The sequence below is a fragment of the Bernardetia sp. Wsw4-3y2 genome (assembly GCF_037126295.1).
In the GTDB taxonomy this organism is placed as follows: domain Bacteria; phylum Bacteroidota; class Bacteroidia; order Cytophagales; family Bernardetiaceae; genus Bernardetia.
Genome location: NZ_CP147017.1, coordinates 3,875,100 through 3,898,790, shown reverse-complemented (window position 1 = coordinate 3,898,790; position 23,691 = coordinate 3,875,100). Strand labels below are relative to the sequence as shown.

The window sequence follows — 23,691 nt, the reverse complement described above, 5'->3', positions numbered from 1 at the left end:
TCATGCAAAATAGAGGTTTTATTATATTCCTTGCTATTCTCTTTGCAGTCTTGTGTTTGTTCTCATTATCATTCACACTTGTATCTCGCAATGTAGAAAGCAATGCAGTAGCCTATTCAAAAGGTGATGCAGCACTTAAAAAACAGTATTTAGACTCTATGTGGTCACAGCCTGTTTATGACATCCTAATAGCTAACTTTACTTATCAAGAAGTAAAAGAAAAAGAGCTTAATCTTGGTCTTGACCTTCAAGGTGGTATGCACGTAACACTTGAAGTTTCTCCAATAGACATCTTGAAAGCACTTTCTAATGAAAGTCAAAACGAAGACTTTCAAGCTGCACTTGCAGAAGCAAACAAACAACAGGCTTCTAGTCAAGACCGTTATGTAGAACTTTTCTTTGATGCTTATCAAGCAAAAGCAGGAGAAGGCAAATTGAAAGATGTTTTTGCTACTTCTGCAAATAGTGGAAAAATCAATTTCCGTTCTTCTGACAAAGAAGTAGAAGATTTTATTCGTACAGAAGTTGATGGTTCGGTTCAAAGAGCTTTCGAAATTATCCGTACTCGTGTAGATAAATTCGGTGTAACTCAGCCAAATGTCCAGCTTATTGAAGGAACTAGCCGTATTCAAGTAGAACTTCCAGGAGTAAGTAATGCAGAGCGTGTTCGTGATTTATTACAAGGCGTTGCCAAACTAGAGTTTTGGGAAGTATATCAGCCACAAGAATACCAAGAAGTTTTGACAAAAATCAATACATTTTGGGTAGAAAATCGTATGGAAAAAGCAGAAACTGCAAATACAGACGATTTGACAATTCCTGATACAACAAATACGGTTGATGCAGGAGATGACTTGATAATGAATACAGATGATACACAGACAGATAGTTTGGGTAATGCAATTGCTAACGAAGGAGATTCTGCAAAAAAAGACGATTTATTAGCTAACGCAGATACAACTCAAAACCAGACAGTTTCTCCTCTTTTCTCAAAACTTACTCCTCTTAGTCAGAATTATTTTACATTGACCTATGAAGCCTTAGATACTTCTTCTATCAATAAAATATTGAATGACCCAATGGTAAAAAATATCATTCCTAAAGACATGAAATTCTTTTGGGGTGTAAAACCAGATGCAGAAAACGAAGGAAAAGCATTTTATACACTTCATGTTATCAAAACAGCAGCAGGTGGCAAATCTCCAATGACAGGAGATGTAGTTACTGATGCTCGTCAAGATATCAATCCAAATGGTCAAGTAGAAGTTTCTTTGGCTATGAATGGAGAAGGCGCACGTCTTTGGAAAGATCTTACAGGAAAAAATGTAGGTCGTCAGATTGCTATTGTTCTTGATGATTATGTATATTCAGCACCAAATGTAAACGAAGAAATTGGTGGTGGTCGTTCTTCTATTTCAGGTAGTTTTACAGTAGATGAAGCAAAAGACTTAGCAAATATCTTGAAAGCTGGTAAACTTCCTGCTCCTACTCGTATTGTAGAAGAAGCAGTAGTAGGACCTTCTTTGGGAGCAGTTGCACAAACACAAGGTATATTGTCTATCCTTGTTGGATTAGGCTTAGTAGTCTTGTTTATGATTGTTTATTATGCAAAAGCTGGTATTGTAGCAAACGTAGCTCTTCTTGCAAATATCTTCTTTATCTTCGGACTTTTGGCACAACTTGGAGCAGCACTTACACTTCCAGGTATTGCAGGTATCGTTCTTACAATCGGTATGTCAGTTGATGCAAACGTACTTATATTTGAAAGAATCAGAGAGGAACTTGCAATGGGTAAAGGTTTGATGGTTTCGATTGAAGACGGTTTTCAAAGAGCTTTGATTACAATTATTGATGCCAACGTAACAACACTTATCACTTCGGTTGTACTTTATGTATTGGGTGCAGGTCCTATTAAAGGTTTTGCTGTTACTTTGATGATTGGTATTGTTTGTTCATTCTTTACAGCAGTTTATGTAAGCCGTTTGATTATCTATTGGATGAGCCGTAAAGGAGACGAGAGCAATATGTCTTTCTCTACTCCATTTACTAAAAATATGTTAGCAAACACAAACTTCAATTTTATGGGCAAACGTAAAATTGGTTATATCGTTTCTGGTGTTGTGATTGCTGTTGGTATTGCTGTTTTAGTGACAAATGGCTTAAATATGGGCGTAGATTTCACAGGTGGACGTTCGTATGTAGTTGCATTTTCACAAGACGTAACTCCTTCACAAATTGAAGCAAGCATTGAACAAAAACTCAATACTTCAGTAGAGGTAAAAAGTTATGATGGAAATGATAAAGTAAAAATTACAACAAGTTACCGTTCAGAAGAAGAATCTACTGATGTAGATGAGCAAATTCAGAACGAAATTATGGCTAGTTTGGGAGAAAAATATACAGCTCTCAATCCAGAAGTAGTAAGCACTTCAAAAGTAGGTGCAACTATCGCTGACGATATTGCAGACTCAGCTCGTACGGCTGTAATTGTAGCTTTAATCTTGATGTTTGGTTATATTTCAGTTCGTTTTAGCAACTGGCGTTTTGGTGCTGGTGCTGTTGCAGCCCTTACACATGATAGTTTGATTGTACTTTCTCTTTTTGCAATTGCTTATCTTTTAGGATTTGCTGTTGAGATTGACCAAGTATTTATTGCTGCTATTCTTACTGTAATTGGTTATTCATTGAATGATACAGTGGTTGTATTTGACCGTATCCGTGAAGCTCTTAATGATAGAGTGGATGAAGACTTACAAGAAACAATCAACGGAGCTGTTAATCAAACACTTAGCAGAACATTGATTACTTCAGTTACTACACTTCTAGTAGTATTGATTTTGTTCATCTTCGGTGGTGAAGCTCTTAAAGGATTCTCTTTTGCTCTTCTTATTGGTGTGATTGTAGGTACGTATTCTTCTGTTTTTGTAGCAACTCCTTTAGTATTAGATTTGTATTCTAAGAATGCTATCGAACACGAACGTGAGTTATTAGAAAAGAAAAAAGAAAAATATGCTCAACAATATTCTGACAAAGCAGAAATGGCTGAATATATGAAAGCAATGGAAGAGGAAGCAGAAAATCCTGAGCAACAACAGGAAGCGCAACCTCTTGTAAGACCTAAGAAACCAAAGAAATATTAATCAATGATTAGTGGTTAATTATAAATGATTAATTAACTACCTATTTCTAAGGAATGAAAAATCCCTTCTGACTTTATTGTTAGAAGGGATTTTTCATTTTAAACAAAAATAAATTTATCTAGCTCTCAAATGCCAAAAATCTTCTCCTTTTTGATTGTTTCTAGATATTTTATATTTTTTTGATGATGATAATGCTGCAATAGGTAAGCTAACAATAAAACTAAATAATCCAACTCCAGCAAATTTATAATACCTGTCTTGTCTAAATTTCCCACTACCATAATTAATGCTTACCAAAGGTGCAACAATGAGAGTTGTAAAAGCAGATAGAATAGCAGCCGAATTACTTATTCCCCCCAACACTTGACGAGTAGGAGTAGAATAACTAATAGAGTTTACCTTCTGAAAAGGAATGTCTACGACTTTTATTATTTTGTTCTTATCATACTTACGAGGATTCATAACAATATGATAACCTTCATCTGAATCAAAAGAAATATATTCTTGTGAAATATTGTAAATTAAAGATGAATCTGATATACTATTTATATTTCCTGTTAATGATATTTTCATTTCTTTCATCGTCGAATCACTTTTAATTGCTTCTTGTGATAGCTCATAATTACCTGATAGTTTTATTTTTTTCTTCGGATTTAGAGAGTTTACTAAATAAAATATTTCTTTTTTGTTATTACTGTTTTGCCCAAAGCTTTTGAGAGAAAATAAACTTACTAACACAAATAAAATCAAAGAAAGTATAATGTAATTTTTCATGTTTTGAATAAATTAGAACCGTATAAAAATAGTTTTTTTTGCAAATTTAAGAATAATGAGAATATGCTTTTTAAATAAAAATTCTAGTTAATTGAAAAATTTCAAATTATATCTCCTACAAAATTATTTTACAAAGCTAATAATAAAAATGTATCTACTTTGAATCGTATACTTTCTTTGAATTTTCTACCTACTCTTCTTCTGTTGTTTAAGGAAAAAGGATATTTGCTTTATATCATTTCTAATAATCATTTTTCTAGTTCTTAAGCATAGATTTTTGTGATTTTATTCTTTAAGAACGTAACCTTCTAAATTGCGATATTCAAATACTTCAACCTTAGTAGAATTTTTATTTATTGTGGTAATAATTAAATCATAATATCCATTACTATTTATTTGAGTTGTATCAAATATAATTTCTTTACTTGTCTTTATCCATTTTTCTTTTTCACTCTCTGGATGAGAACCCAAATTATCATAATGTGTTTTTACAGTTTTTAGTTTTTCAAACTTTGACAAATCATAAATAGTAGTACAAGAATAATTTTCTCCCATATGAGTAAAACCAGCATAAAAGAAAAGAGTAATTTTTTCTTTGCCTATTTTTTTTAAAACAATAGTTTGAATCTTTCCATAAAATCCATGTGTTCCATAAAATTTATCAAATTTATTGACTTGCCATTTTTTGAGTTTTTCATCATACTCAAAAGTAGCAACTGAAATAGTAGGAGCGCAAAAATGACAATCAATCGCTCTATTTTTTTCATACATGTACGTAGCAAAAATAACAACTGCCTTCTTCGTATTTCCTTCTTGATAAAAAAATACTGTATCTAACTGTGTATAAGCAAAATCATCATCAGAAGTTATAGGTTGCTTATTCTCATAAAAATTAGGTTTCCATTTTACCTCTTCTAATTGATGTTTATTACTAATTTCTATTCCATCAAAAAGCAGCATCAAAATTTCATTTTTTTGACTTAAAAGCTGTTCTTTTTCAGTTTTAGAAATTAATGAATCAAAATTTTGAGCAAAAACAGAAAGTGAAATCAAGAAAAAAGCAGCTATTAAAAAGTATTTTTTCATTGAAATTCAATTTATAACTTATCACTTACAATTTATCACTTGTCTTACCATTCACAATTTCATTAAGTATTCCATCCCACAAATCAATTCTTTTTTGAAGGGCAATTTTACTGATGGCTATGGCATCGTTCCATTTTGCTTCATCGTCGCCACAAAGTTCTTTTATCATTTGGATAGACATGTGAGAATGATGGTCGCCATCCAATTCGATATGACGGTCAAAATAGTAAACTAGTTTTTTGATACTTTCAGCATCATGAGAAGACTTGGCTTTCATATCTCTCAAAATAGAAGTAAACATGTCAGGAATCAAATCTTCTCTTCCGAAAGTAAAAACCACAGCTATTTTATGTGCTTTTTTGGTTTCAATGACATCAAATGAAAAGGAAACAAATTCTTTTATAGATTCGGCAATATCAATTTGAGAAAGGGCTGTTCTGACACTTTTCCATTCCTTCAAAAGTTGTATCAAATAAGTGATTTTAGAAATATCAGCTTTACAGTCATTCATTGCATCAATGTAGAGTTCGAAATGACTTTTTGCGTTTCCTTCCTCGTCTTGATCGGTTTCTTCTGCCAAAACAATTTCATTGATTAAACGACGTGTAAGAGGATTTCCCTTCGGAATCCAAGGCACTTGAACACACGTAAGTTCATTTTGAAGTGATTTAAGAAGTGACATAAAATCCCAAACAGCAAAAACATGATGCTCTAAAAAAATCTTCAAATCTTCTACCGAACTTATAGTTGAATAGACTTGATGATGTAAAAGTTGCTCACGCAGAGGCTCTATCTCCGTTCTAATTTTTTGAATATATACGTTTTGTTTTTCTTCTAGTGTTTGAATATCGGTTTTGCTAGTAGTCATTATGATTGATGAACAAGGTAAAAAAGTGTTTGTTTTTAGATTAAACTGTTTTGAGATAGGGTATTGTTAGAGAAGATTTATTAAAAATGTGAATTCCATTTTTTGGAAAGATGTTTGAAACTCTCTTTCTTTATAATTTTATCTTTATCTTAGACTAAAAATCTAAGATACGTTTTTTCAGCCTAAAGTTAAGCTACATCTATTCTTCATTACAAAATTAAAAAAACTAGCTCACTTTTACTCTAATTCTTCTCCAACTATCAATATAACTATGAAATTAAACCTACGTTTTTTATTCGTTTTATTATTTATTAGTGCTTTTCCCCTAATTTTATTATCTACTTCTGCTTTTGCTCAAAAAAAACAAGTTCCTCAAACTACTCGTCTCTTATTTGTACTTGATGCAAGTGGAAGTATGAATTCGGCTTGGGAAGGCGATACACGTATCAATATTGCCCGTCAAATTTTGTCTAATATGATAGATTCGATTGCAAATGTACCTTATGTGGAGGTTGCGATGCGTGTCTATGGTCATCAATTCAATTTCAAACAAAAAAATTGTCAAGATTCTAAATTAGAAGTTGCTTTTGGCTCAAGAAACAATGACAGAATAAGAACTATGCTTGATGGATTAGAACCAAAAGGAACAACTCCCATCGCCTATTCATTAGAACAAGCCACAAAAGATTTTCCTAATGACGGAAAAGACACCAGAAATGTAATTGTAATGATAACAGACGGCATTGAAGCCTGTGATGGTGACCCTTGTGCTATCTCAAGAGGTTTGCAAGAAAAAGGAATATTCTTAAAGCCTTTTATTGTAGGAATGGGAATTGAACCCAAATATGCAAAAGGTTTTGAATGTATGGGACGTTTTTTTAATGCCAAAACATCAAGACAATTTAAAGGATTTTTGCAAGAAGTAGTCAAACAAACATTAGGAAAAACAACTGTAACAGTTGAGCTTTTAGATGAGAAAAAACAACCAAAGGAAGCTAATGTTCACATGGCTTTTATAGATCAAGTCACTCAAAAATCTCGTTATAATTTGGTTCATTTTAGAGACAAAGGAGGCAAAACAGATGAGCTTGATATTGATGCTATTCCTACTTATGACTTGATTGTTTATACTACACCACCAATTATTCAAAAAAATGTAGAAATTATTGGAGGAAGACACAATGTAATCAAGGTAATGACTCCACAAGGAAAGTTAAACATTGAACAAAAAGGCTCTTTAGATTACTCCACTGGACATAGTGCCATTGTTCAGAAAAAAGGCAGCAACGAAATTTTGGTCAATCAACAAGTCAATGAACCCCATAATTATTTGATTGGAAACTATAGAGTAGAAGTCTTGACACGCCCAACTACTGTTTTTGAAAATGTCCAAATCAATCAAGGCAGAACAACAAATCTAAAAGTAGCTTCCCCAGGGGTAGTAACCATTTTGAATAAACTATCAGGCTATGGAAGTGTCTATGTTATTAAACCAGACGGAAGCGAAGAATGGGTGATGAACCTACCAGAAAAAGGAATTCCAAGAACCAACTTTGCACTTCAACCAGGGCGTTATCGTTTTGTTTTTCGTTCTTCTGAAGCCAATGATAGTTCGTATTCAAAGAGTGCTTTTTTCGTTCTTAGTGAAGGAGGAGCATATACCTTAGATATTTTAAGAATGTAGTCATTCAACCCTAAGGGTTTTCATAATCCCTTAGGGTTTGAGTTTTCAAATCTGTTCTTAATTTACTTTTTGTATCACAAAAAACTCTACTCGTCTGTTTTTGGTTTTATTTTCTTGATTTGTATTTTCTACTTTTGGTTCTGTTTCTCCTTTCCCTAGTGGAAGAAGTCTTCTTTTATCAACTCCTTTACTTTCCAAAAACTGACAAACTGCTTTTGCACGTTTTTCGGATAAAATCTGATTGTAACTCATTTCACCTTCATTATCTGTATGAGCAATTATTTGTAAAGAAACATCAAGATTTTCATTCATAAAAAGTAAAATCCGTTCCAAACTCATTTTTCCATTTTGAGTAAGCAAAGCTGAATTCGAATCAAAGGTAAAATCATTTAGTTCAAAATCTTTTCCTGTGGAAGTTTCTATGAGTTTATTTTTTTGAGAAATCAATTTAGAATTTTCTTTTTGAGGGAAAAAACCTTGTAATTGTTTTGGAATAGGAATGCTATATACTTCACTTCCATAACAAGCAGCACAATGGTCTTGTACCCTTGAAAAATAAATCTTATTCTCTTTTGGCAGAACTGTGAAACTACTTTCTGTATTATCTGAACTAATACTTTCTATCAGTTCCATTTCCGACCATTTATTATTTTCTTGTTTTTGAATCATATAAATATCGTACAAACCTAGATTTTTCACTCCTTTTGTACGTTGTGCAGAAAATAAAAGTGTTTTTCCGTCAGGCAAAATATAAGGTGCAACATCACAACCATAATTAATATGTTTATTGTCTGAAATAGGAATCATTTGAGGTTCATTCCATTCTCCAAATTCGTTTTTAGTTGAAAAATAAATTCTTGCACAACCTACTGCATTCGGATTTCTTGAAAAGTAAATCGTATTTCCATCAGCAGAAATAGACGGAGAAAGTTCATACGATTTTGTTTTATTGAGAGCCTTTACTTCAGTTGGTTCTTGCCAAGTCAGTTTTCCGTTTTCCAAAATTCTTTCTGTTTTCCAAATATCATAATCACCTTTTTTGCTTTTCTTAGAATAAAAAAGTGTATTTCCATCAGCAGAAAGTGAAGGAGAAGAAATTTTATTTTTACTGTCTGGATTTACTATTTTTAGTTCTTCTTTTTTGATATGATAATCCCAAAACTTTGGCGTAGAAATCGTACAAGTTGCACTACTTCTAGCTTTATTCAAACTATCTGCAAAATCGTAAGAAACAGGTTTGATATAGAAAAACGAATTATCGATACAAACAATAATTTCATTAGATTCTATGCTAGTAGTGATAGAAAATTTATGATTGTAATAATAATTTCTGTTGTTTCGGTCGGCAGTATCAATAATATGTATTGCTCTAATTTTTGTTTTTTCTAAAGTAATCGGATTTACTCTATTTTTCAATGAATCAATTACAAAATTTTTATTCCAAGAAAGTCCACTTTTAGTATTCTTTTCATAAATAAAATTTTCAAGCAATGTTGGATTTTCTAAATTATTTTTTTGAACAAATTCAATTTCATTTTTGATAGAATTTTCTGAATAAATTTCATTTTTTGGATTAAATATAAAATCAGAAACAAAGTAAATTCCGATACTAGAAAACAGAAGTAGCAACGCAGATAAAAGATAAATGCGTTTTTGATAAAAATTATTTTTGATGATTCTTTGAGTATGAATCTCTTCCAGTTCCTCCAAAATTTGAAGGTTTGTAATCTCTTTTACAAGTTGTTTTTGTAAGAGAATATCTTGTTTTTCATTATTAGACAAATGATGAAAATCATTTAAAGAATCGATATTAAAATTTTCGTTCTCTAAAAGCTGTTCTATTTTTTCTATTTCTGTGAGATGTGGCGACATAGTATTCTTTATTAAAGTTTTAGAGTAGAATAGTTTGTAAATTTTCTAATTGATGTTGAGCTAATTTTTTAGCTCGCTGCAAACACTTGTATTTCTGTGCTTTAGCTGTCGAATCCGAATTATAACCCAGTTTTTCAGCTAATTCTTTCATAGAAAATTTATCTACATAATATCCTGACAATAATTTTTTACACGGCTCGCCTAGCTCTTTCAAGATTTTTCTCAAAACAGAAATGGCTTCTTCACTTTTATAAATATTTGTATCGTCTTGATTTTCAAAATCTATTTTATCAGAAAACTCTATCAAAAAATCTGTATTCAAAAATGTGTTTTTTCTGTCTTCTTTTCGTCTTTTATTTCTAAAAATATTATGACAAATTCCGAAAAGATACGTTGAAGGTTTTGCAGTCAGTTTAAAATCTAGCTTTTGTGCTTGATGATAAAAAACTAAAATTGCTTCTTGAAAAATATCTTTTGTTTCGCTTTCTTCTGCTCCTAATTTCTGCAATCCTTTACTTGTTTTTTCAAAAGATTGATAGAGGTATTCTAAGGATTTTTTTCGATGTGCTGCCTGTCTTAGAAATTGGATTAATTTTTCATTTTCCATTCTAGCTATTGAGTAAGATTTGGTTTTTACTTCTTTATGTTTGTTTTTTGAAAAGGTAAACCACTTAGGAATAATTACGAATTAAAAATTACGAATTACGAATTCAATACCTTGTAAATCAATTATTTATAATTATTATGATGCACTTGAATTAATTTCTATTCCTTCATTCCACAAAGAAAAATTATTTGATGTATTTTTGTCCAAAATTTAAACGAAATAAATTAGAAAATGAATTTTATAAAAAATATAGCTTTTACAATTTTGGGGTTGCTTGTTTTTGTTTCTTGTTCGGAAGAACATGTAATTTTAGAACAACAAACTACACCAGAAACTACCTCTTATGTTTCAGAAGAATACTATGCTAATAGAATAATTGATAGAAAAACATGGGAAATAAAATTTAATGGAGCTAGAGATTTTTTTTATCCAACGCTAGATGATGAAAAATTTCGTTTTAGCCATACTACTCACTTTGAGAAAAGATGGGTTAATAGGCTTTCACAATGGGTTCCTATTAAAATGAGGTGTAGTGGTAATTATCGTAACCTTTCTGTATTTGAAGTTTATCCAACTAGTACAGCAGTTAAATTTTTTATAGATTCGACAAAAGAGAATAAAGGATATTTGAGTTATGAAATTGAACTTCAATTTTTATTCATCAAAAATGAAAATGCTAATCCTTCTGGATTTGATATTGAGGGAATAATTAGAGATTATTACTATGATGAAAAAATTACTGATGGGTTTTATCTCCCTCATTTTCAATTAAATAATTATGATTATAGCTCTGTTGATTCTACTAGCTATGTATCTGTAAAGAAAAGGTTTAAATGTAGAAATACGAAAGAAGGTTTAGAGTTTGGAGAAACTTCTGACATAAAAGAGTCCTTAGAAGAAATTAGAGAATTAGGACACTTCTATAAGATAAAAGTTGTTGAAAATTTACCTAAAGAAGAATCTCTACCAGCAGGAAATTCTATACAGGCAGGGTATCAAAAACCAATAAAGTTTACCCCTAAAGAAAAAAGACAGAATACAAAAATAGCTGAATATGAAGAATATGATATGACTTATTATTACACTTTAAGAGAACTTGATTCTGTACTCCAATTAGAAAAAAATAAAAGCATAGAATAAAAAGCATTTTGAAATTAACTGGTAACTGATTACTGGTAACTGGTAACTGATTTTTCCTCGTACATATAATCTTCTCTTATTAACTCAACAGGTTCTAAAAATGACTTATCAAGTCTATCAAAATGATAAATTCCGAGTGCATTCGGAACAAGTTCGGCAATATAAGCACGTCTAATTTGATGCGTTTGGAGATAAAAAATTTCTATAAAAGGCGCAGAACGAATCAATTTATTTTTGAGTTGATTGGATAAAAACTCTCTCTCAATTTCATTTTTTTGCTTTAGATATTCTATAAAAAGAGAATCAAAACGAAGTTTTTTGATGGAAAACAAATCCATTTTATCAACTTTATTGATGAAACTTATTTTACTAGAATCATTCTGACTATTTGTTTGGTTTACTGTTTTAGTTTCTTCTTTCTCAAATTCTAAAAAACCTTCTTTTTCAATCAAAAATTTATCATAACTTTTTCTATCAAAATACTTCCAAAACAAAAAACTCTCATCAGCAAAAGAAGTCTTAAAAGTGGTTGCAATTAAATCAGCCTTATTTTTATTTGCTGTGTTTGACTCTGAGTCCAAATAAAGAATAGAATTTATTCCCAAGTTTTTCCATTGTTTTCGTGCTAAATTTACCCAAGCTGTATCATGTTTTTCTGCAAAAATCTTTATAATATTAGTAGAATCAAAACCTATTTTTTGTAAAATATCTCTGCTTGTTTGAGGATGGAAATAATAACCATCTGCCTTTTCTTGTGTGTTTTTTGGTAAGATATTCGGAAAAATTCCTTCGTGAGCTGGGTAAGAATAAGACGCAATCTTTTTAAATTCTTCTCTATAAATTCCCATATTCAAAGCCTGACGAAAAGATTGAATTGTAAAAAAATTCGCATTTAATTCTACATCAGAAGTATCTAAAATTTGAATTTCAAAACCTGCCGTTTGCAAAAGGGGAAAAGAATCTAGTTGAATGAGTTTTGAAACAAACCCTTTACTTTGACTTTCAGATTTATTTTCGTTTGTTTTTGAGTTGTTTTTGTTTTGCATTTCTTTTTCCTTCTGTATAATGAAGGGCAAAACGGTTTGAGTTTGCTGGGTGGAGGGAAGCCAGTCTAATTCATCATTTAAGATTTTGTAGGCAATACCTTCTGGATTTTGATAAAAAGAAACGTGTATTTCATCTAAAAGTGGAAGTGTATCTAATTTGATTGTCTTATGAAAATAATTTTGATGTTTCTTTAAAACAACTTTTTGATTATCTTCAAAATAATCAACATAAAAAGCACCCGAACCAACAGGCGAAAATTTATCTCCCAAACGACTTTTTTTACTAGGAACAATCAAAGATTCGGTACAAGAAAGCAACTGAATCAAAGGCGAAAAAGGAATTTGTAAATGTATTCTAAATTTTCGTTCATTAATTATTTCAAAGGCTTTCTCATAATCTGCTCCTATTATTTCTTTGAAAATCTGCGTTTGAATAGGTATTTTTTCATTCCTTTTAAGCTCAAATTTTGCCCAATTTGTCAGACTTTCTACGACATCTTTTGAAGTCAAAAATTCTTTTGTGGAAGTGCTATGAAGTTGAATATTCGGTTTCAAGACAAATTCCCACGTCAAGCTATCAATCTGTGTTGTAGAATCTGCTAAAGAAGGATAAAAATTTCCGTCATTTTCTAGTCGCCAAAGTCCATTAAAAATCTGATGCACAATTCTTCTCTCAGCTTCATTGGTCACAGAAAGAGGATGTAGAGTTTTTATATATTCTAATTCATTATAACGAAATATTTTTTGATTGATTTGTTCCTTTTCAGATTTGCAAGAGAAAAGTAAAAAAATAAGGGAAAAGTAAAATAGGAATTTCATTGCAGCAGATGGAATTTGAAGATTTTAGAGTAGGCTGCAAAGTTACATAATTCCCATTATCAACCTTCCGATTACAGAAGGATTGCTAAGGGAAAAATTTATTTTCACAAAAAACAGGGTTTAAACCCTGTTCAATTCATAATGATAAATATCATTTCAAGAAAACGTTGATAATGGTCAGTAATCTGACTTTAGCAAGCGTTGATATAATCACTCAATCTCCTCTATCAAATGCAAAAACTCACTCAACATCATTGCCGTTGCGCCCCAAATAGAATCCTCATTTACAGAAAAATAAGGAACATCTAAAACTATTTTATTTGGAAGAGTTACTTTTTTCTGCAAACGCAATTTTGGATTTTGAAGAGACGAAAGAGGAGCTTCAATAATTCTAGCTACTTCTTTTGGGTCTGGAATAAAATTTGGCTTTGCATCTAAAAAACCAACAAAAGGAGTTACCATAGAATCACTCGGTGGAATATATAAATCTGACAAAGAACCCAAAATATTGATTTTTGGAACAATAACGCCTATTTCTTCTTGTGTTTCTCTAATAGCAGTCATCATCAAATTTTCGTCTTGTTCTTCTCGTCCTCCTCCTGGTAAACCAATTTGTCCTCCGTGATTGTGCATACCTTCGTATTGTGGGCGCAAAACCAAAGGCATTTTCCAGTCAAACTTTTCGTTTCCATCTTCATCTTGATAAGGATACAACAACATCAAAACAGCTGCAATTCGTGTTTTTTTACGTTCTTTGTATTGAAAAGAAGTTGTTGTTTTTCGTGCTGAAGATTCCATCAATCGTTGTGCTTTTTCAGCAGGACGAAGAGGAGAGTCCAAACGGTTTTTGAGTTTTTGTATAAAATCCATTTTTTCAGTTATCAGTTTTTCAGTAAACAGTTATCAGTTAATTTCATTGTACAATAGAAAATACGCTTAATAGACTTATTTTGTTTAAAATTTAAGTGTCGTCAGTGGAGACAACATAGCCGTAAGGCTATTGAGAAATTTTGGCTTTTACTCTATTAGGAGTTTAATATTGGTAGATAAAAACAGAAAAATTAAAATTCATTTACTCCGTAGGAGTTGTATATTGGTCGCATTTTGTATTAAAAATCTTGAAATCCTACCAATATGTAGTTCCTAACGGAACAGAATATACTCTTTCTCTTATTTTTAATACCAATATAAAGTTCCTACGGAACAGAAAGACAAATAAATTTTTAACCTTACGGCTATGTTGAGGACACCGAAAACGGCAAGTAATAAAAAAATTCGTAATTTTTAATTCGTAATTCGTAATTGAATAATAAATATGAAAAATCTAAAAGTTGGTTTAGTCCAACAAACATGCAGTACAAACCGAGAAGAAAATATCAAAAAAAGTCAAGAAGGCATCAGAGAATGCGCCAAAAAGGGTGCTAATTTGGTCGTCTTGCAAGAACTTCACAACAATGTGTATTTTTGTCAGAGTGAAGATGTAAATTATTTTGACCTTGCCGAAACTATTCCAGGGTACACTTCAAATGCCATTGCCGAAACAGCAAAAGAGTGTGGTGTTGTGGTTGTGGCCTCTATTTTTGAAAGGCGAGCAGCAGGAATTTATCACAATACAGCCGTAGTTTTAGAAAGTGACGGAACAATTGCAGGAACGTACCGAAAAATGCACATTCCAGACGACCCTGCCTATTATGAAAAATTTTATTTTACCCCTGGGGATTATGAAAAAAGAAGTGTCAGTGATGAAGGAGCAGGTTTTGAGCCTATCGATACTTCTGTCGGACGTTTAGGGGTTTTGGTGTGTTGGGATCAGTGGTATCCAGAAGCAGCTCGTTTGATGGCTTTGGCTGGTGCAGAAGTTTTGATTTATCCGACAGCCATCGGATGGGAACAAGGCGACACACAAGACGAAAAAGACAGACAACGAAATGCTTGGATTATTTCACAACGAGGACACGCAGTAGCCAACGGTTTGCCAGTAATTTCTGTAAACAGAACAGGTTTTGAAAAGGATTCGACAGGTGTAACTGATGGAATTACATTTTGGGGAAACAGTTTTGTAACTGGCTCACAAGGCGAGTTTTTATTTGAAGGAACGAAAGACAAAGAAGAAAATAATGTTGTAGAAATTGATATGAAACGAAGCGAAAATGTCCGTCGTATTTGGCCTTTTCTTAGAGATAGACGAATAGATGCGTATTCGGATTTATTGAAACGTTATCGTAGTTAGAGCTTTTCCCACGGTTAAAAACCGTGGGTTTTCTTTTTGATAAGATTAATATTTATAAAACAGAACTCAAAAATCTTCACTACATTTGCCTACTCTTTCTGCATAAATAATTATTTTTTCTTTTTATTTATCAGTCCCACAACTAATGAATTTTGATTTACTGCTCTCTAATCTAACCAATCCTACACTTTTATTTTTTGTGTTAGGAGTTTTTGCTGTCAAAGTAAAAAGTGATTTAGAAATCCCTGCTGGTTCTGTCAAGTTTATTTCACTGTATCTTCTTTTCGCTATCGGTTTTAAGGGTGGACAAGAACTTTCTCACAGTCATTTTGATTTAGAGATTTTATTTTCACTTCTATTTGGAATTTTTCTCTCTGTAATTGTTCCTCTTTATACATTTTTTATCTTGAAGCGCAAACTTTCTGTTTTTGATGCTGGTGCGATTGCAGCGTCTTATGGTTCGGTAAGTGCTGTTACTTTTGTAGCTGCTGCTTCTTTTTTAGAACTTCAAAATCTTGCCTTTGGTGGACACATGGTTGCTGTTATGGCTCTTATGGAAGCTCCTGCAATTGTGGTGGGTGTAGCTTTGATTATGCTTTACAATAAAAAAGAACAAGAATCAGAAGTAAACAATGATGAAGAAATAGAAGAATATGAACCTAAAATCATTCCTACTCACGATTTTCAGATTGATGATACTTACCACGCTACTCCAAAAAATATTTCTTCTGTTAGTAAAATGAAAAACATCATCATTCACTCTTTTACAAATGGTAGTGTTTTGATGGTTTTGGGAAGTTTATTCATCGGACTTATTGCAGACGAAAAACAAGCCGAAGGGATAAAACCTTTTACAACTGATATTTTTAAAGGTTTTTTGGCTATTTTTCTTTTAGCTATGGGAATTGAAAGTGGAAAAAAACTAAGTGCATTTCTAAAATCTGGTTGGTTTGCAGCTCTTTTTGCTATTATTATTCCTATTTTTAATGGCTCTCTAACGGCTATTTTGAGTGGTTTTATTACTGATGATGTTGCTAATCGTTTTATTTTTGCGGTTTTGGCTGCTAGTGCTTCTTATATTGCTGTTCCTGCTGCAATGAAAATTGCCGTTCCACAAGCTAACTCTGGTCTTTTTATTCCGATGGCTTTAGCAGTAACCTTTCCTTTTAATATTACTGTTGGAATGCCTATTTATTTTATGTTGATTCAATAGATTAGTTTAGTTGTTGGTATTAATTATGGAAATACCGACAACTATTGAACTACTTTTAATTTTTTGAATAATGTTTTTAAAAGACCTAAATTTTCTTGGAGGAATTTATAGAGGAAATACTGAACTAAGATTTGACAAACCTCTTGAAGAACAACTCATCGAATTGACACAAGATATTTGTCAAATAGAATACAAAGAAAAAAATAGTATAATTGATGTAGGTTGGTTTCCAATAGATATGACAATAACTAATAATTCTCATTTCAAAGTATATGTTATCCAAAACTCTAACTGGGAAAATCCGATAACAGTATATTCTTGTTATGATATTGGTAATCTAAAAAATAGTATTCAAGAAGCAATTAACAACATTCAAAACTTGACATAAAATATGATTCCTAGCTTATTTTTATACAAAGAAATAGAAGATGAGTATTTATTTTATGTACTTGAATTTTCTACTTTAGATTGTGTAAAATTACTTCCACAAGATTTAGAAATTGAGATTACAGAGTTTGGTGCAACTTTGTATAAAAAGTTTGGGTTTGCTACTGAAAACAATATTCCAAAACTAAAAACCATACAAGATTTAACTACTTTTTTAGAAAAGGAAGGGGAATTAGGTTTAATTTGTTTTGAGATGATAATCAATGGTTATGGAAAATTATCTTCTTACGACGATGGAGAATGTAGTTTGAAATTAAACTCTAAATCAGAATTAATTTCAATTATCAAAAAGATTCTTCCTTTTCCACATCAAAATAAATTATTAGCTCACTTACTAAAATATCAAAATCAATATTTGAAAGCAGATGAGGCAGGAAATATTATCAACTATCCAACTTTTGATGATTATTTAAAAGCAAATAGATGAGTGTAAAAATACAAACAGTCTCTTTGCCATTATTAATGTCGCCACCAACAACAGTAAATAGAAGATATCAAACAATACACAAAAAATTTTTCCTTACAGATAATCCTTAATTAAATCTTCTAATTTTTCTTGTCCTTCCAAAATAAGTTGTGCAAATTCTCTTAAAGCTCCTTCTCCTCCTTTTCGTTGAGTAATATAATCTACTCTTTCAGTTACTTCTTTCATAGCATCTTGGGGAGCTGCACTCAATCCACATCGCATCAAAATAGGCAAATCTATCCAATCATCGCCTATGTAAGCGATATTTTCAGGGTCTACTAAATTTTCTTTCAAGATAATTTCGAAAGTTTCTAGCTTGGCATTTATACCTCCTTTTCCGTGATAGTGAAAATCAAAACCTAGTTCTTGACAGCGTTTTTTAACTACATCAGATTCTCTTCCTGTAATTACACCTACTTTAAAACCTAGTTTTTGAAGTGGTTTGATAATAAAACCATCTTTTACATTAAAATTTTTGTATTCCAAAAAATTATCATCATAAATAATTTTACTGTCTGTCAGTACACCATCTACATCAGTAAGAATGATTTTAATTTTTTGTATTTTTTCTTTTAGAGAAGCATTCATTTTTGCAAATATTTTATTCAAATTATAAAAATTAGTAATACAAGACCACAAAAAAAGCTATTGTTTCTCAAGAATAACAATAGCTTTTTGTTTTTTTAAATCATATTATTTATTGGGACAGACTTCTTCAGCAGATTTGCCACAATAGCTACATGAACCATCATCAGTTTTCAAGAATGGACTTTGACTAGCACATGTTCCTCTAAACTGTCCTTGTTTTTGAAAAAACATTCTGACTCCCATTCCTACAAAGTAAATCATAAGAACGCCTATTGCCAAAACAATTGTATATAAGATTGTCATAATTTTGAAGTATTGTTTTTTTTTGCAAAAATACAAAAAAGGTTTGAATAGTATTATTTATGTCTTCTATTTCTCTAGAATTCAAAATCTTATTGTGTATTCCTAAAATTTAGACTTTTAACGGATAAGTTGATATATAGTTTGTATAAAAATTTAAAAAATGAACTTCTTTGGAAAATCAAATTTGATATTTTAATAAAACTAGCTACCTTTGCAAACTAAAATTTTGTGAAGTGTGTCGTATCAAATCAAGTACAGAAGTCTGTTTCACAAGTTTGTCAGTACATATTTTGAGTAGATATAACACTTATTTTAAGTAAAGAGTAATTTCTATTAAAAATTTGAACTTCCTTTTCACATTAACCTTATTAAAAAAAATTACACGGATAGATTATGTCTATAATTACAGCAATTCAGAAACGCACAGGACTACTTCTCGTAGTTATTTTGGGCGCACTTGCAGCCTTCGTTCTTACTGACCTTATTGGTAACGCAGGTAGAATGGGTAGCGACCAAGTCATTGGAGAAATTGATGGAACAGAAATCAAATATCAAGATTTTAATAACCAGCTTCAAATCATGCGTGATAGAATGGAAGCTGCTAACCAAAACAAACTGAACGAGTCACAGATGCCAATGGTTCGTACTCAAACTTGGAATGAACTTGTTACACAATATGCTCTCAAACCTGAATGGGAAAAATTAGGTATAATGGTAACTCAAGAAGAAGTTATTGATATGGTACAGGGAAATAATATCTCTCCTCAAATCAAACAAGCTTTTACTGACCCTGAAACAGGTGTTTTTGATAAAGATAAAGTGATTGCCTTTATTCGTAATCTTCAAAATCAGTCACCACAAGCACAACAACAGTTTGCAGTTTTCGAACAACAGCTTCCAGAATCTCGTAGAAGTGAAAAATATGAAAACTTACTTCGCAAATCTGTTTATGTAACTACTGCTGAAGCAAAACGTCGTTATGAAGACGAAACAACAAAATTAGATTTGAAATTTTTGTATGTTCCTTATGCAAATATTGCAGACTCAACAGTAAATGTTACTCCAGACCAGATACAAGAATATTACAATAATCATAAAGAAGATTATGATGATGCAGCCTCAGTTGCAGTAGAATATATTGCTATTCCGATTGCTCCATCAAAAGCAGACAGTATGGAAGTGAAGCGTTATTTGAGCGATATCAAAAACAAATTTGCATCAGCACAAAACGATACTTCTTTTGTGGCTATCAACTCACAAATTGAAACTAACTTTGCAGAGCTTTCTAAATCTAATTTGCCTGAAGCTATCAAAAAGGAAATGGGAGAAGAAGTAACAATAGGAATGGTAAGTGAGCCTACTATTGTGAAAGGAGTATATACTATGTTCAAAGTTGTGAAAGAAGTAGGACAAGTAGTTGACTCTGTAAAAGCAAATCACATTTTATTTAGTACTCAAGGAAAATCTCCAGAGGAGAAATTAGCCATTGAAACAAAAGCTAAAGAAGTATTAGCACAAGCTAAAAACGGAGGAAATTTTTCAGCATTAGCAAAAGAATATAGCGAAGACAAATCTAATAGCGAAAAAGGGGGAGAACTAGATTGGTTTGGTCGTAATGCAATGGTAAAACCTTTTGAAGATGCTACTTTTGGAGCTACTCAAACTGGAATTTTGCCTGAATTAGTAGAAACTAATTATGGGTATCATATCATAGATGTAAAAGATTTAAAGAGAACTAACAAATACTTAGTTGCTTCAGTTGGACGTTTGTTAGAACCTAGTCAATCTACTCGTGAGACTCTTTATCGCCAAGCAGGTGATTTGGCTTCAAGTAAAAATATAACAGAGTATGAAGAACGTACTAAACAGTATAACTTATTGAGTTTGCAAGCAAATGATGTAAAACAAAATGCTCGTTCTTTAAACAATATCTATGATCCTTCTATCCGTCAAGCTATTCGTTGGGCATTTGAAGAAAATACAAGCATAGGTGATATTTCTAATGAAGTATTTGAAGTAGATAATCAATATATTGTTATGACATTGAAATCTCGTACTAAAAAAGGAATTCAACCTCTTTCTAAAGTGTATGAGCAAGTTCGTCGTAAAGTTCTTGAAGAAGCTAAGAAAAAAGAAATTTTGGCTAAATTAAAAGATAAAACAGGTACATTAGAAGAAATTGCAACAGCTTTTGGAGAACAAGCTCGTGTATTATCTCAACCTAATTATACTTATATCACAACTACTCTTAATGGAGTAGGATTTGCACCAAAAGCAGTAGGTATGGCATTTGGAATGAAAGAAGGTGAAACTTCTAAACCTATTGCTGATGAAACAGGTATTGTGATAATGAAAGTAGAAAAATATAATAATGCTGGAGAAGTAGCAGATTATGCTAAATACAAAGAACCATTGGTTCAAGATCGTCAGCAAGTATTTAATACAAACGGAATTCTTCGTGCTATCAAACAATTAACTGATACAGAAGAAAACATAGATAGTTTTTATTAATAGGAATATCATTGATGAGAAATCAATGACAATATAGTTTCTAACAAAAAAAACCTAAGTTTTAAAACTTAGGTTTTTTTTGTGGTTAAATCAGAATTTGAAATAAATATAATTGTATTTGATTCTGAATTTTTGCTGAATACATCTCATTTTGTTGCTTTTTGCAACTGTTATGGGTGTTTTAGCATAGCGACACCAACAAAAAAGTAATATTATTTTAAAATGAATAAATTTACACTTTGAAAAACTCACATCAATAAACAGGGTTAAAACCCTGTTCAATTAAAAAACTACCTTTTGTGATTTTTTACAAAGATATGTTTTCAAAAACAGGCTATGAATTATAAATTGGACAGGATTTTAACCCTGTTTTATAGATAGCTAAAAATGTAAATTTATTTTTTTAGTCTTCCTAAATTCATAATTCTAACTTGTTACTTTATTTAATTATCTGTTTCTACCATACTGCTCATGACTAGAAACCCAATCAGAAGAAGAAATAGCCGAACCAAGAGAAATTTCACCAGCAAGTACAACAGCAGCGATAATTTCAGCAAGTTTGTTTACTCTATCTCTACCAAAACAATCCATCATTTCTAGACACTCTTTTTGAGTAGCCAAACCAACACCACCACCATAAGTAGCAATAATTAGAGAAGGAATAGTAATTGAAATGTAAAGGTCTCTTTCAGGGGTAAGTTCTGAATAAAGAATACCAGCCGAAGATTCTGAAACGTTGGCTACATCTTGACCAGTAGCAATAAACATAGCTGTAATACCATTGGCAGAGTGCGCTCCATTATTGTTTGCACCTGAGAGGAATGCTCCAATAGTGGCTACCTGTCCGTGATAAGCCAAAGATTCTGGCTCTACACGCATATTCTGAATAAGTACGTCTCTAGGAATTGTACATTCTGCAACGACACGCTTACCACGAGTACGCATCACATTGATTTGAGATGCTTTTTTATCAGTTGCAAAATTAGATTCTAAATAGAAATGTTCTAGTTTGTTTTCATCATAGTTGTCCAAAATCCAGCTACACGCTGCAAAAGTAGCACGTCCAACCATATTCTGACCTGCTGCATCACCTGTTTTATAATTGAAACGTAGATAAGCAAACTTATTTGATAGATAACAATCAATATCACTAAGCTTAGCAACACTTGAAGTTGCTTCTGCTTCTTCTACAATTTTATCATAAATTTCTTTCTTCTTTGTCCAAGCTACAAAATCTCTAGCACCACGAGCATCTTTAAAAACAAAAACAGGCGCACGTTGCATAGCATCTCCAATGACCGTACACTTTACTCCACCACTAAGGTTAAGTACCTTCATACCACGATTATAAGAGGCTACTAATGTTCCTTCTGCTGTTGCCATCGGAACTAAGAAATCTCCTTTTGCATATTCTCCATCTACTGTAATAGGTCCTGCAATACCAATCGGAATTTGTGCTACACCTACAAAATGCTCACAATTTCCTGCTGCAATATGTGGGTCGAAAGAGTATTTTGTTACGTGGTCTAATTTTTTACCTGTAACTTGTTCGACAAATTCTTGTCTAGTTTTGATTGCACTTTCAGCATAATCATCATTTTTATCTCTAGGAATTTTGACTTCTTGATCATTGAAACCTGAAATAGCATCTTGTACTTTAAATTTGAGCTTTCCGAATGGATTAGCTACAAATGAGATTTGAATATCATGTTTTGCTTCTGGAAGTTTTTCAATATTAGCCAGTACATTAAAACTTTTACTCAATGGAAAATCAATAGGACTACTAGAGTCCATGGCAGAAGGCTTAATCATATTTCCGTCTCCCATATCGATTTGAATGTCACTCATCGGAACTTCTTTGCCGTTTATTTCAACGCTGACAAGCTCACTAAATTTGGCATCACTCAAACGATTTTTGATAGTAAATTGTACTCCTTTGTCTGTATTTTTTAAACTTCCTCGTGAGTAAAGTTGTTTGAGAATCAAGCTTGGTATTTGCATAAGTTTTGCAGTAAGGTGTGTGTTAAAAATTTAATTTAGTCATATATATTCTTAAAAGTTAAGCTAATATTGTAAAAAACCACTGATAATACAACTTATTTGTTAATGAATTAGCAAATTATTTGGTTTTTTTTCAAAATCCCAACAATTATATCGTCTAAAAACTAAATTTAGATACACTCACTTTATACTAACTTTTGTCTAACAAATATTAATGCTTCTAGTTTTAAAAATAAATAGTAATTTTGAAAGTGAGAGCAGTATTTTTCGAACACTATTCTAAAAAAAACGTATTTAATTTAATAAAACTGTTCATCTACGTACATTATATAGATTATAGCTTTTTATGAAAAAAAGAACTCTTTTACTTGGAGCTGCATTAGCAGCTGGTTTTACTTATTGGTGGAAAAAACCAAAAGAAATTAGTTTTGATTATACATTCAAGACCAATTTTTCACCTACCGTACTTTGGACATATATAGAAGAAGCCTTTCGAAACTCAAAAGAAAGCGAACTTTGGATTCAACATTTAGAAGAATTAGAAACAACAGGAATAGAGGCAGGAAATAAAGTAATGGCAATTTATAAAACACCTCTTTTTGCTAAAGTACATCATTATTATATTACAGAAGCAAGTTATGGAAAATATTTTGTCTATGAACCTGTTGCCGAACATCCATTAAAAGGGCGTGCAATTGTAGAGATTACACCCACAAAAAGAGGATGTAATTTGCGTTGGAGAGGAAAATATTATTTCAAGGGAATGCCACTTGCTGCAATTTATTTAGTAGGTTATTTTGAAAAGGCTTTTTTTAAAGGACTTCAAGAAAATTTATATAAAATAGAGCCTCGTATGCCTCAAAATATGCAGGTTGTTGATAGAATTTATGATTAGA

19 protein-coding genes are annotated in these 23,691 nt (G+C 31.6%); 9 read left to right on the top strand and 10 right to left on the bottom strand.

Features of this window, described 5'->3' with window-relative positions:
* Nucleotides 1–2: 2 nt before the first annotated feature.
* On the top strand, nt 3–3,140 hold the full coding sequence (gene secDF, locus V9L05_RS16000; protein ID WP_338812859.1) for a protein translocase subunit SecDF: 3,138 nt from the start codon (nt 3–5) through the stop codon (nt 3,138–3,140).
* Nucleotides 3,141–3,254: 114 nt separating this feature from the next.
* Here the strand turns inward: secDF and V9L05_RS15995 are convergent, their stop codons facing one another.
* The 3 genes from V9L05_RS15995 to V9L05_RS15985 form a co-directional block, all read right to left on the bottom strand.
* Nucleotides 3,255–3,914 (bottom strand): hypothetical protein, encoded by a 660-nt coding sequence (locus tag V9L05_RS15995; RefSeq protein WP_338792214.1) that lies wholly within the window; start codon nt 3,912–3,914, stop codon nt 3,255–3,257.
* A 285-nt stretch (nt 3,915–4,199) separates the two neighbouring features.
* Nucleotides 4,200–5,000 (bottom strand): hypothetical protein, encoded by an 801-nt coding sequence (locus V9L05_RS15990; protein WP_338812858.1) that lies wholly within the window; start codon nt 4,998–5,000, stop codon nt 4,200–4,202.
* A gap of 25 nt (nt 5,001–5,025) precedes the next feature.
* Nucleotides 5,026–5,868, bottom strand: coding sequence for a DUF3050 domain-containing protein (locus V9L05_RS15985; protein ID WP_338812857.1), 843 nt, complete (start codon nt 5,866–5,868; stop codon nt 5,026–5,028).
* A gap of 271 nt (nt 5,869–6,139) precedes the next feature.
* Here V9L05_RS15985 and V9L05_RS15980 point away from each other — a divergent pair, with 271 nt between their 5' ends.
* A complete protein-coding gene (locus V9L05_RS15980; RefSeq protein WP_338812855.1) occupies nt 6,140–7,552 on the top strand; it encodes a VWA domain-containing protein in 1,413 nt (470 codons plus the stop codon).
* Between the two features lie 57 nt (nt 7,553–7,609).
* On the opposite strand, the gene V9L05_RS15975 is transcribed toward V9L05_RS15980, so the two are convergent.
* Complete coding sequence (locus tag V9L05_RS15975) at nt 7,610–9,424, bottom strand: OmpA family protein (protein WP_338812853.1); 1,815 nt, start codon at nt 9,422–9,424, stop codon at nt 7,610–7,612.
* A 19-nt stretch (nt 9,425–9,443) separates the two neighbouring features.
* Nucleotides 9,444–10,031, bottom strand: a complete 588-nt coding sequence (locus V9L05_RS15970) for a sigma-70 family RNA polymerase sigma factor (protein WP_338812852.1) — start codon at nt 10,029–10,031, stop codon at nt 9,444–9,446.
* Nucleotides 10,032–10,262: 231 nt separating this feature from the next.
* Here V9L05_RS15970 and V9L05_RS15965 point away from each other — a divergent pair, with 231 nt between their 5' ends.
* Nucleotides 10,263–11,171 carry a hypothetical protein gene (locus V9L05_RS15965; protein ID WP_338812851.1) on the top strand — a complete coding sequence of 303 codons (909 nt, stop codon included), beginning with the start codon at nt 10,263–10,265 and terminating at the stop codon, nt 11,169–11,171.
* Nucleotides 11,172–11,200: 29 nt separating this feature from the next.
* Here V9L05_RS15965 and V9L05_RS15960 read toward each other — a convergent pair whose 3' ends face one another.
* Together V9L05_RS15960 and V9L05_RS15955 are read right to left on the bottom strand one after the other, a co-directional pair.
* On the bottom strand, nt 11,201–13,036 hold the full coding sequence (locus V9L05_RS15960) for an ABC transporter substrate-binding protein (protein WP_338812850.1): 1,836 nt from the start codon (nt 13,034–13,036) through the stop codon (nt 11,201–11,203).
* A gap of 210 nt (nt 13,037–13,246) precedes the next feature.
* Nucleotides 13,247–13,906, bottom strand: a complete 660-nt coding sequence (locus V9L05_RS15955; protein ID WP_338812848.1) for a CoA pyrophosphatase — start codon at nt 13,904–13,906, stop codon at nt 13,247–13,249.
* 445 nt (nt 13,907–14,351) lie between these two features.
* Here V9L05_RS15955 and V9L05_RS15950 point away from each other — a divergent pair, with 445 nt between their 5' ends.
* From V9L05_RS15950 to V9L05_RS15935, 4 genes are all read left to right on the top strand, one after another.
* Nucleotides 14,352–15,266 (top strand): carbon-nitrogen hydrolase, encoded by a 915-nt coding sequence (locus V9L05_RS15950; protein ID WP_338812847.1) that lies wholly within the window; start codon nt 14,352–14,354, stop codon nt 15,264–15,266.
* A 145-nt stretch (nt 15,267–15,411) separates the two neighbouring features.
* A complete protein-coding gene (locus V9L05_RS15945; RefSeq protein WP_338812846.1) occupies nt 15,412–16,479 on the top strand; it encodes a sodium-dependent bicarbonate transport family permease in 1,068 nt (355 codons plus the stop codon).
* 70 nt (nt 16,480–16,549) lie between these two features.
* A complete protein-coding gene (locus V9L05_RS15940) occupies nt 16,550–16,867 on the top strand; it encodes a hypothetical protein (RefSeq protein WP_338812845.1) in 318 nt (105 codons plus the stop codon).
* A gap of 3 nt (nt 16,868–16,870) precedes the next feature.
* On the top strand, nt 16,871–17,353 hold the full coding sequence (locus tag V9L05_RS15935; RefSeq protein ID WP_338812844.1) for a hypothetical protein: 483 nt from the start codon (nt 16,871–16,873) through the stop codon (nt 17,351–17,353).
* A gap of 93 nt (nt 17,354–17,446) precedes the next feature.
* On the opposite strand, the gene V9L05_RS15930 is transcribed toward V9L05_RS15935, so the two are convergent.
* Together V9L05_RS15930 and V9L05_RS15925 are read right to left on the bottom strand one after the other, a co-directional pair.
* Entirely contained in the window at nt 17,447–18,001 is a 555-nt protein-coding gene (locus V9L05_RS15930; RefSeq protein ID WP_338812843.1) for an HAD hydrolase family protein, read from the bottom strand.
* Nucleotides 18,002–18,085: 84 nt separating this feature from the next.
* Nucleotides 18,086–18,283, bottom strand: a complete 198-nt coding sequence (locus V9L05_RS15925; RefSeq protein ID WP_338792225.1) for a hypothetical protein — start codon at nt 18,281–18,283, stop codon at nt 18,086–18,088.
* A gap of 393 nt (nt 18,284–18,676) precedes the next feature.
* On the opposite strand from V9L05_RS15925, the gene V9L05_RS15920 reads away from it, so the two are divergent.
* Nucleotides 18,677–20,794: a SurA N-terminal domain-containing protein gene (locus V9L05_RS15920; RefSeq protein ID WP_338812842.1), complete on the top strand. Its 2,118-nt coding sequence runs from the start codon at nt 18,677–18,679 to the stop codon at nt 20,792–20,794.
* 447 nt (nt 20,795–21,241) lie between these two features.
* Here V9L05_RS15920 and V9L05_RS15915 read toward each other — a convergent pair whose 3' ends face one another.
* Nucleotides 21,242–22,795 (bottom strand): hydroxymethylglutaryl-CoA reductase, encoded by a 1,554-nt coding sequence (locus tag V9L05_RS15915; RefSeq protein WP_338792227.1) that lies wholly within the window; start codon nt 22,793–22,795, stop codon nt 21,242–21,244.
* 346 nt (nt 22,796–23,141) lie between these two features.
* Between V9L05_RS15915 and V9L05_RS15910 the strand changes: the two genes are divergently transcribed.
* A complete protein-coding gene (locus tag V9L05_RS15910; RefSeq protein ID WP_338792228.1) occupies nt 23,142–23,690 on the top strand; it encodes a hypothetical protein in 549 nt (182 codons plus the stop codon).
* Nucleotide 23,691: the final 1 nt, after the last annotated feature.

Coding starts and splice junctions, on each gene's coding strand:
- V9L05_RS15975 (WP_338812853.1), bottom strand. CDS start 9,424: ATGTCGCCACATCTCACAGAAATAGAAAAAATAGAACAGCTTTTAGAG.
- V9L05_RS15940 (WP_338812845.1), top strand. CDS start 16,550: ATGTTTTTAAAAGACCTAAATTTTCTTGGAGGAATTTATAGAGGAAAT.
- V9L05_RS15955 (WP_338812848.1), bottom strand. CDS start 13,906: ATGGATTTTATACAAAAACTCAAAAACCGTTTGGACTCTCCTCTTCGT.
- V9L05_RS15910 (WP_338792228.1), top strand. CDS start 23,142: ATGAAAAAAAGAACTCTTTTACTTGGAGCTGCATTAGCAGCTGGTTTT.
- V9L05_RS15995 (WP_338792214.1), bottom strand. CDS start 3,914: ATGAAAAATTACATTATACTTTCTTTGATTTTATTTGTGTTAGTAAGT.
- V9L05_RS15990 (WP_338812858.1), bottom strand. CDS start 5,000: ATGAAAAAATACTTTTTAATAGCTGCTTTTTTCTTGATTTCACTTTCT.
- V9L05_RS15980 (WP_338812855.1), top strand. CDS start 6,140: ATGAAATTAAACCTACGTTTTTTATTCGTTTTATTATTTATTAGTGCT.
- V9L05_RS15945 (WP_338812846.1), top strand. CDS start 15,412: ATGAATTTTGATTTACTGCTCTCTAATCTAACCAATCCTACACTTTTA.
- V9L05_RS15960 (WP_338812850.1), bottom strand. CDS start 13,036: ATGAAATTCCTATTTTACTTTTCCCTTATTTTTTTACTTTTCTCTTGC.
- V9L05_RS15920 (WP_338812842.1), top strand. CDS start 18,677: ATGTCTATAATTACAGCAATTCAGAAACGCACAGGACTACTTCTCGTA.
- V9L05_RS15935 (WP_338812844.1), top strand. CDS start 16,871: ATGATTCCTAGCTTATTTTTATACAAAGAAATAGAAGATGAGTATTTA.
- V9L05_RS15950 (WP_338812847.1), top strand. CDS start 14,352: ATGAAAAATCTAAAAGTTGGTTTAGTCCAACAAACATGCAGTACAAAC.
- V9L05_RS15925 (WP_338792225.1), bottom strand. CDS start 18,283: ATGACAATCTTATATACAATTGTTTTGGCAATAGGCGTTCTTATGATT.
- secDF (WP_338812859.1), top strand. CDS start 3: ATGCAAAATAGAGGTTTTATTATATTCCTTGCTATTCTCTTTGCAGTC.
- V9L05_RS15915 (WP_338792227.1), bottom strand. CDS start 22,795: ATGCAAATACCAAGCTTGATTCTCAAACAACTTTACTCACGAGGAAGT.
- V9L05_RS15970 (WP_338812852.1), bottom strand. CDS start 10,031: ATGGAAAATGAAAAATTAATCCAATTTCTAAGACAGGCAGCACATCGA.
- V9L05_RS15965 (WP_338812851.1), top strand. CDS start 10,263: ATGAATTTTATAAAAAATATAGCTTTTACAATTTTGGGGTTGCTTGTT.
- V9L05_RS15985 (WP_338812857.1), bottom strand. CDS start 5,868: ATGACTACTAGCAAAACCGATATTCAAACACTAGAAGAAAAACAAAAC.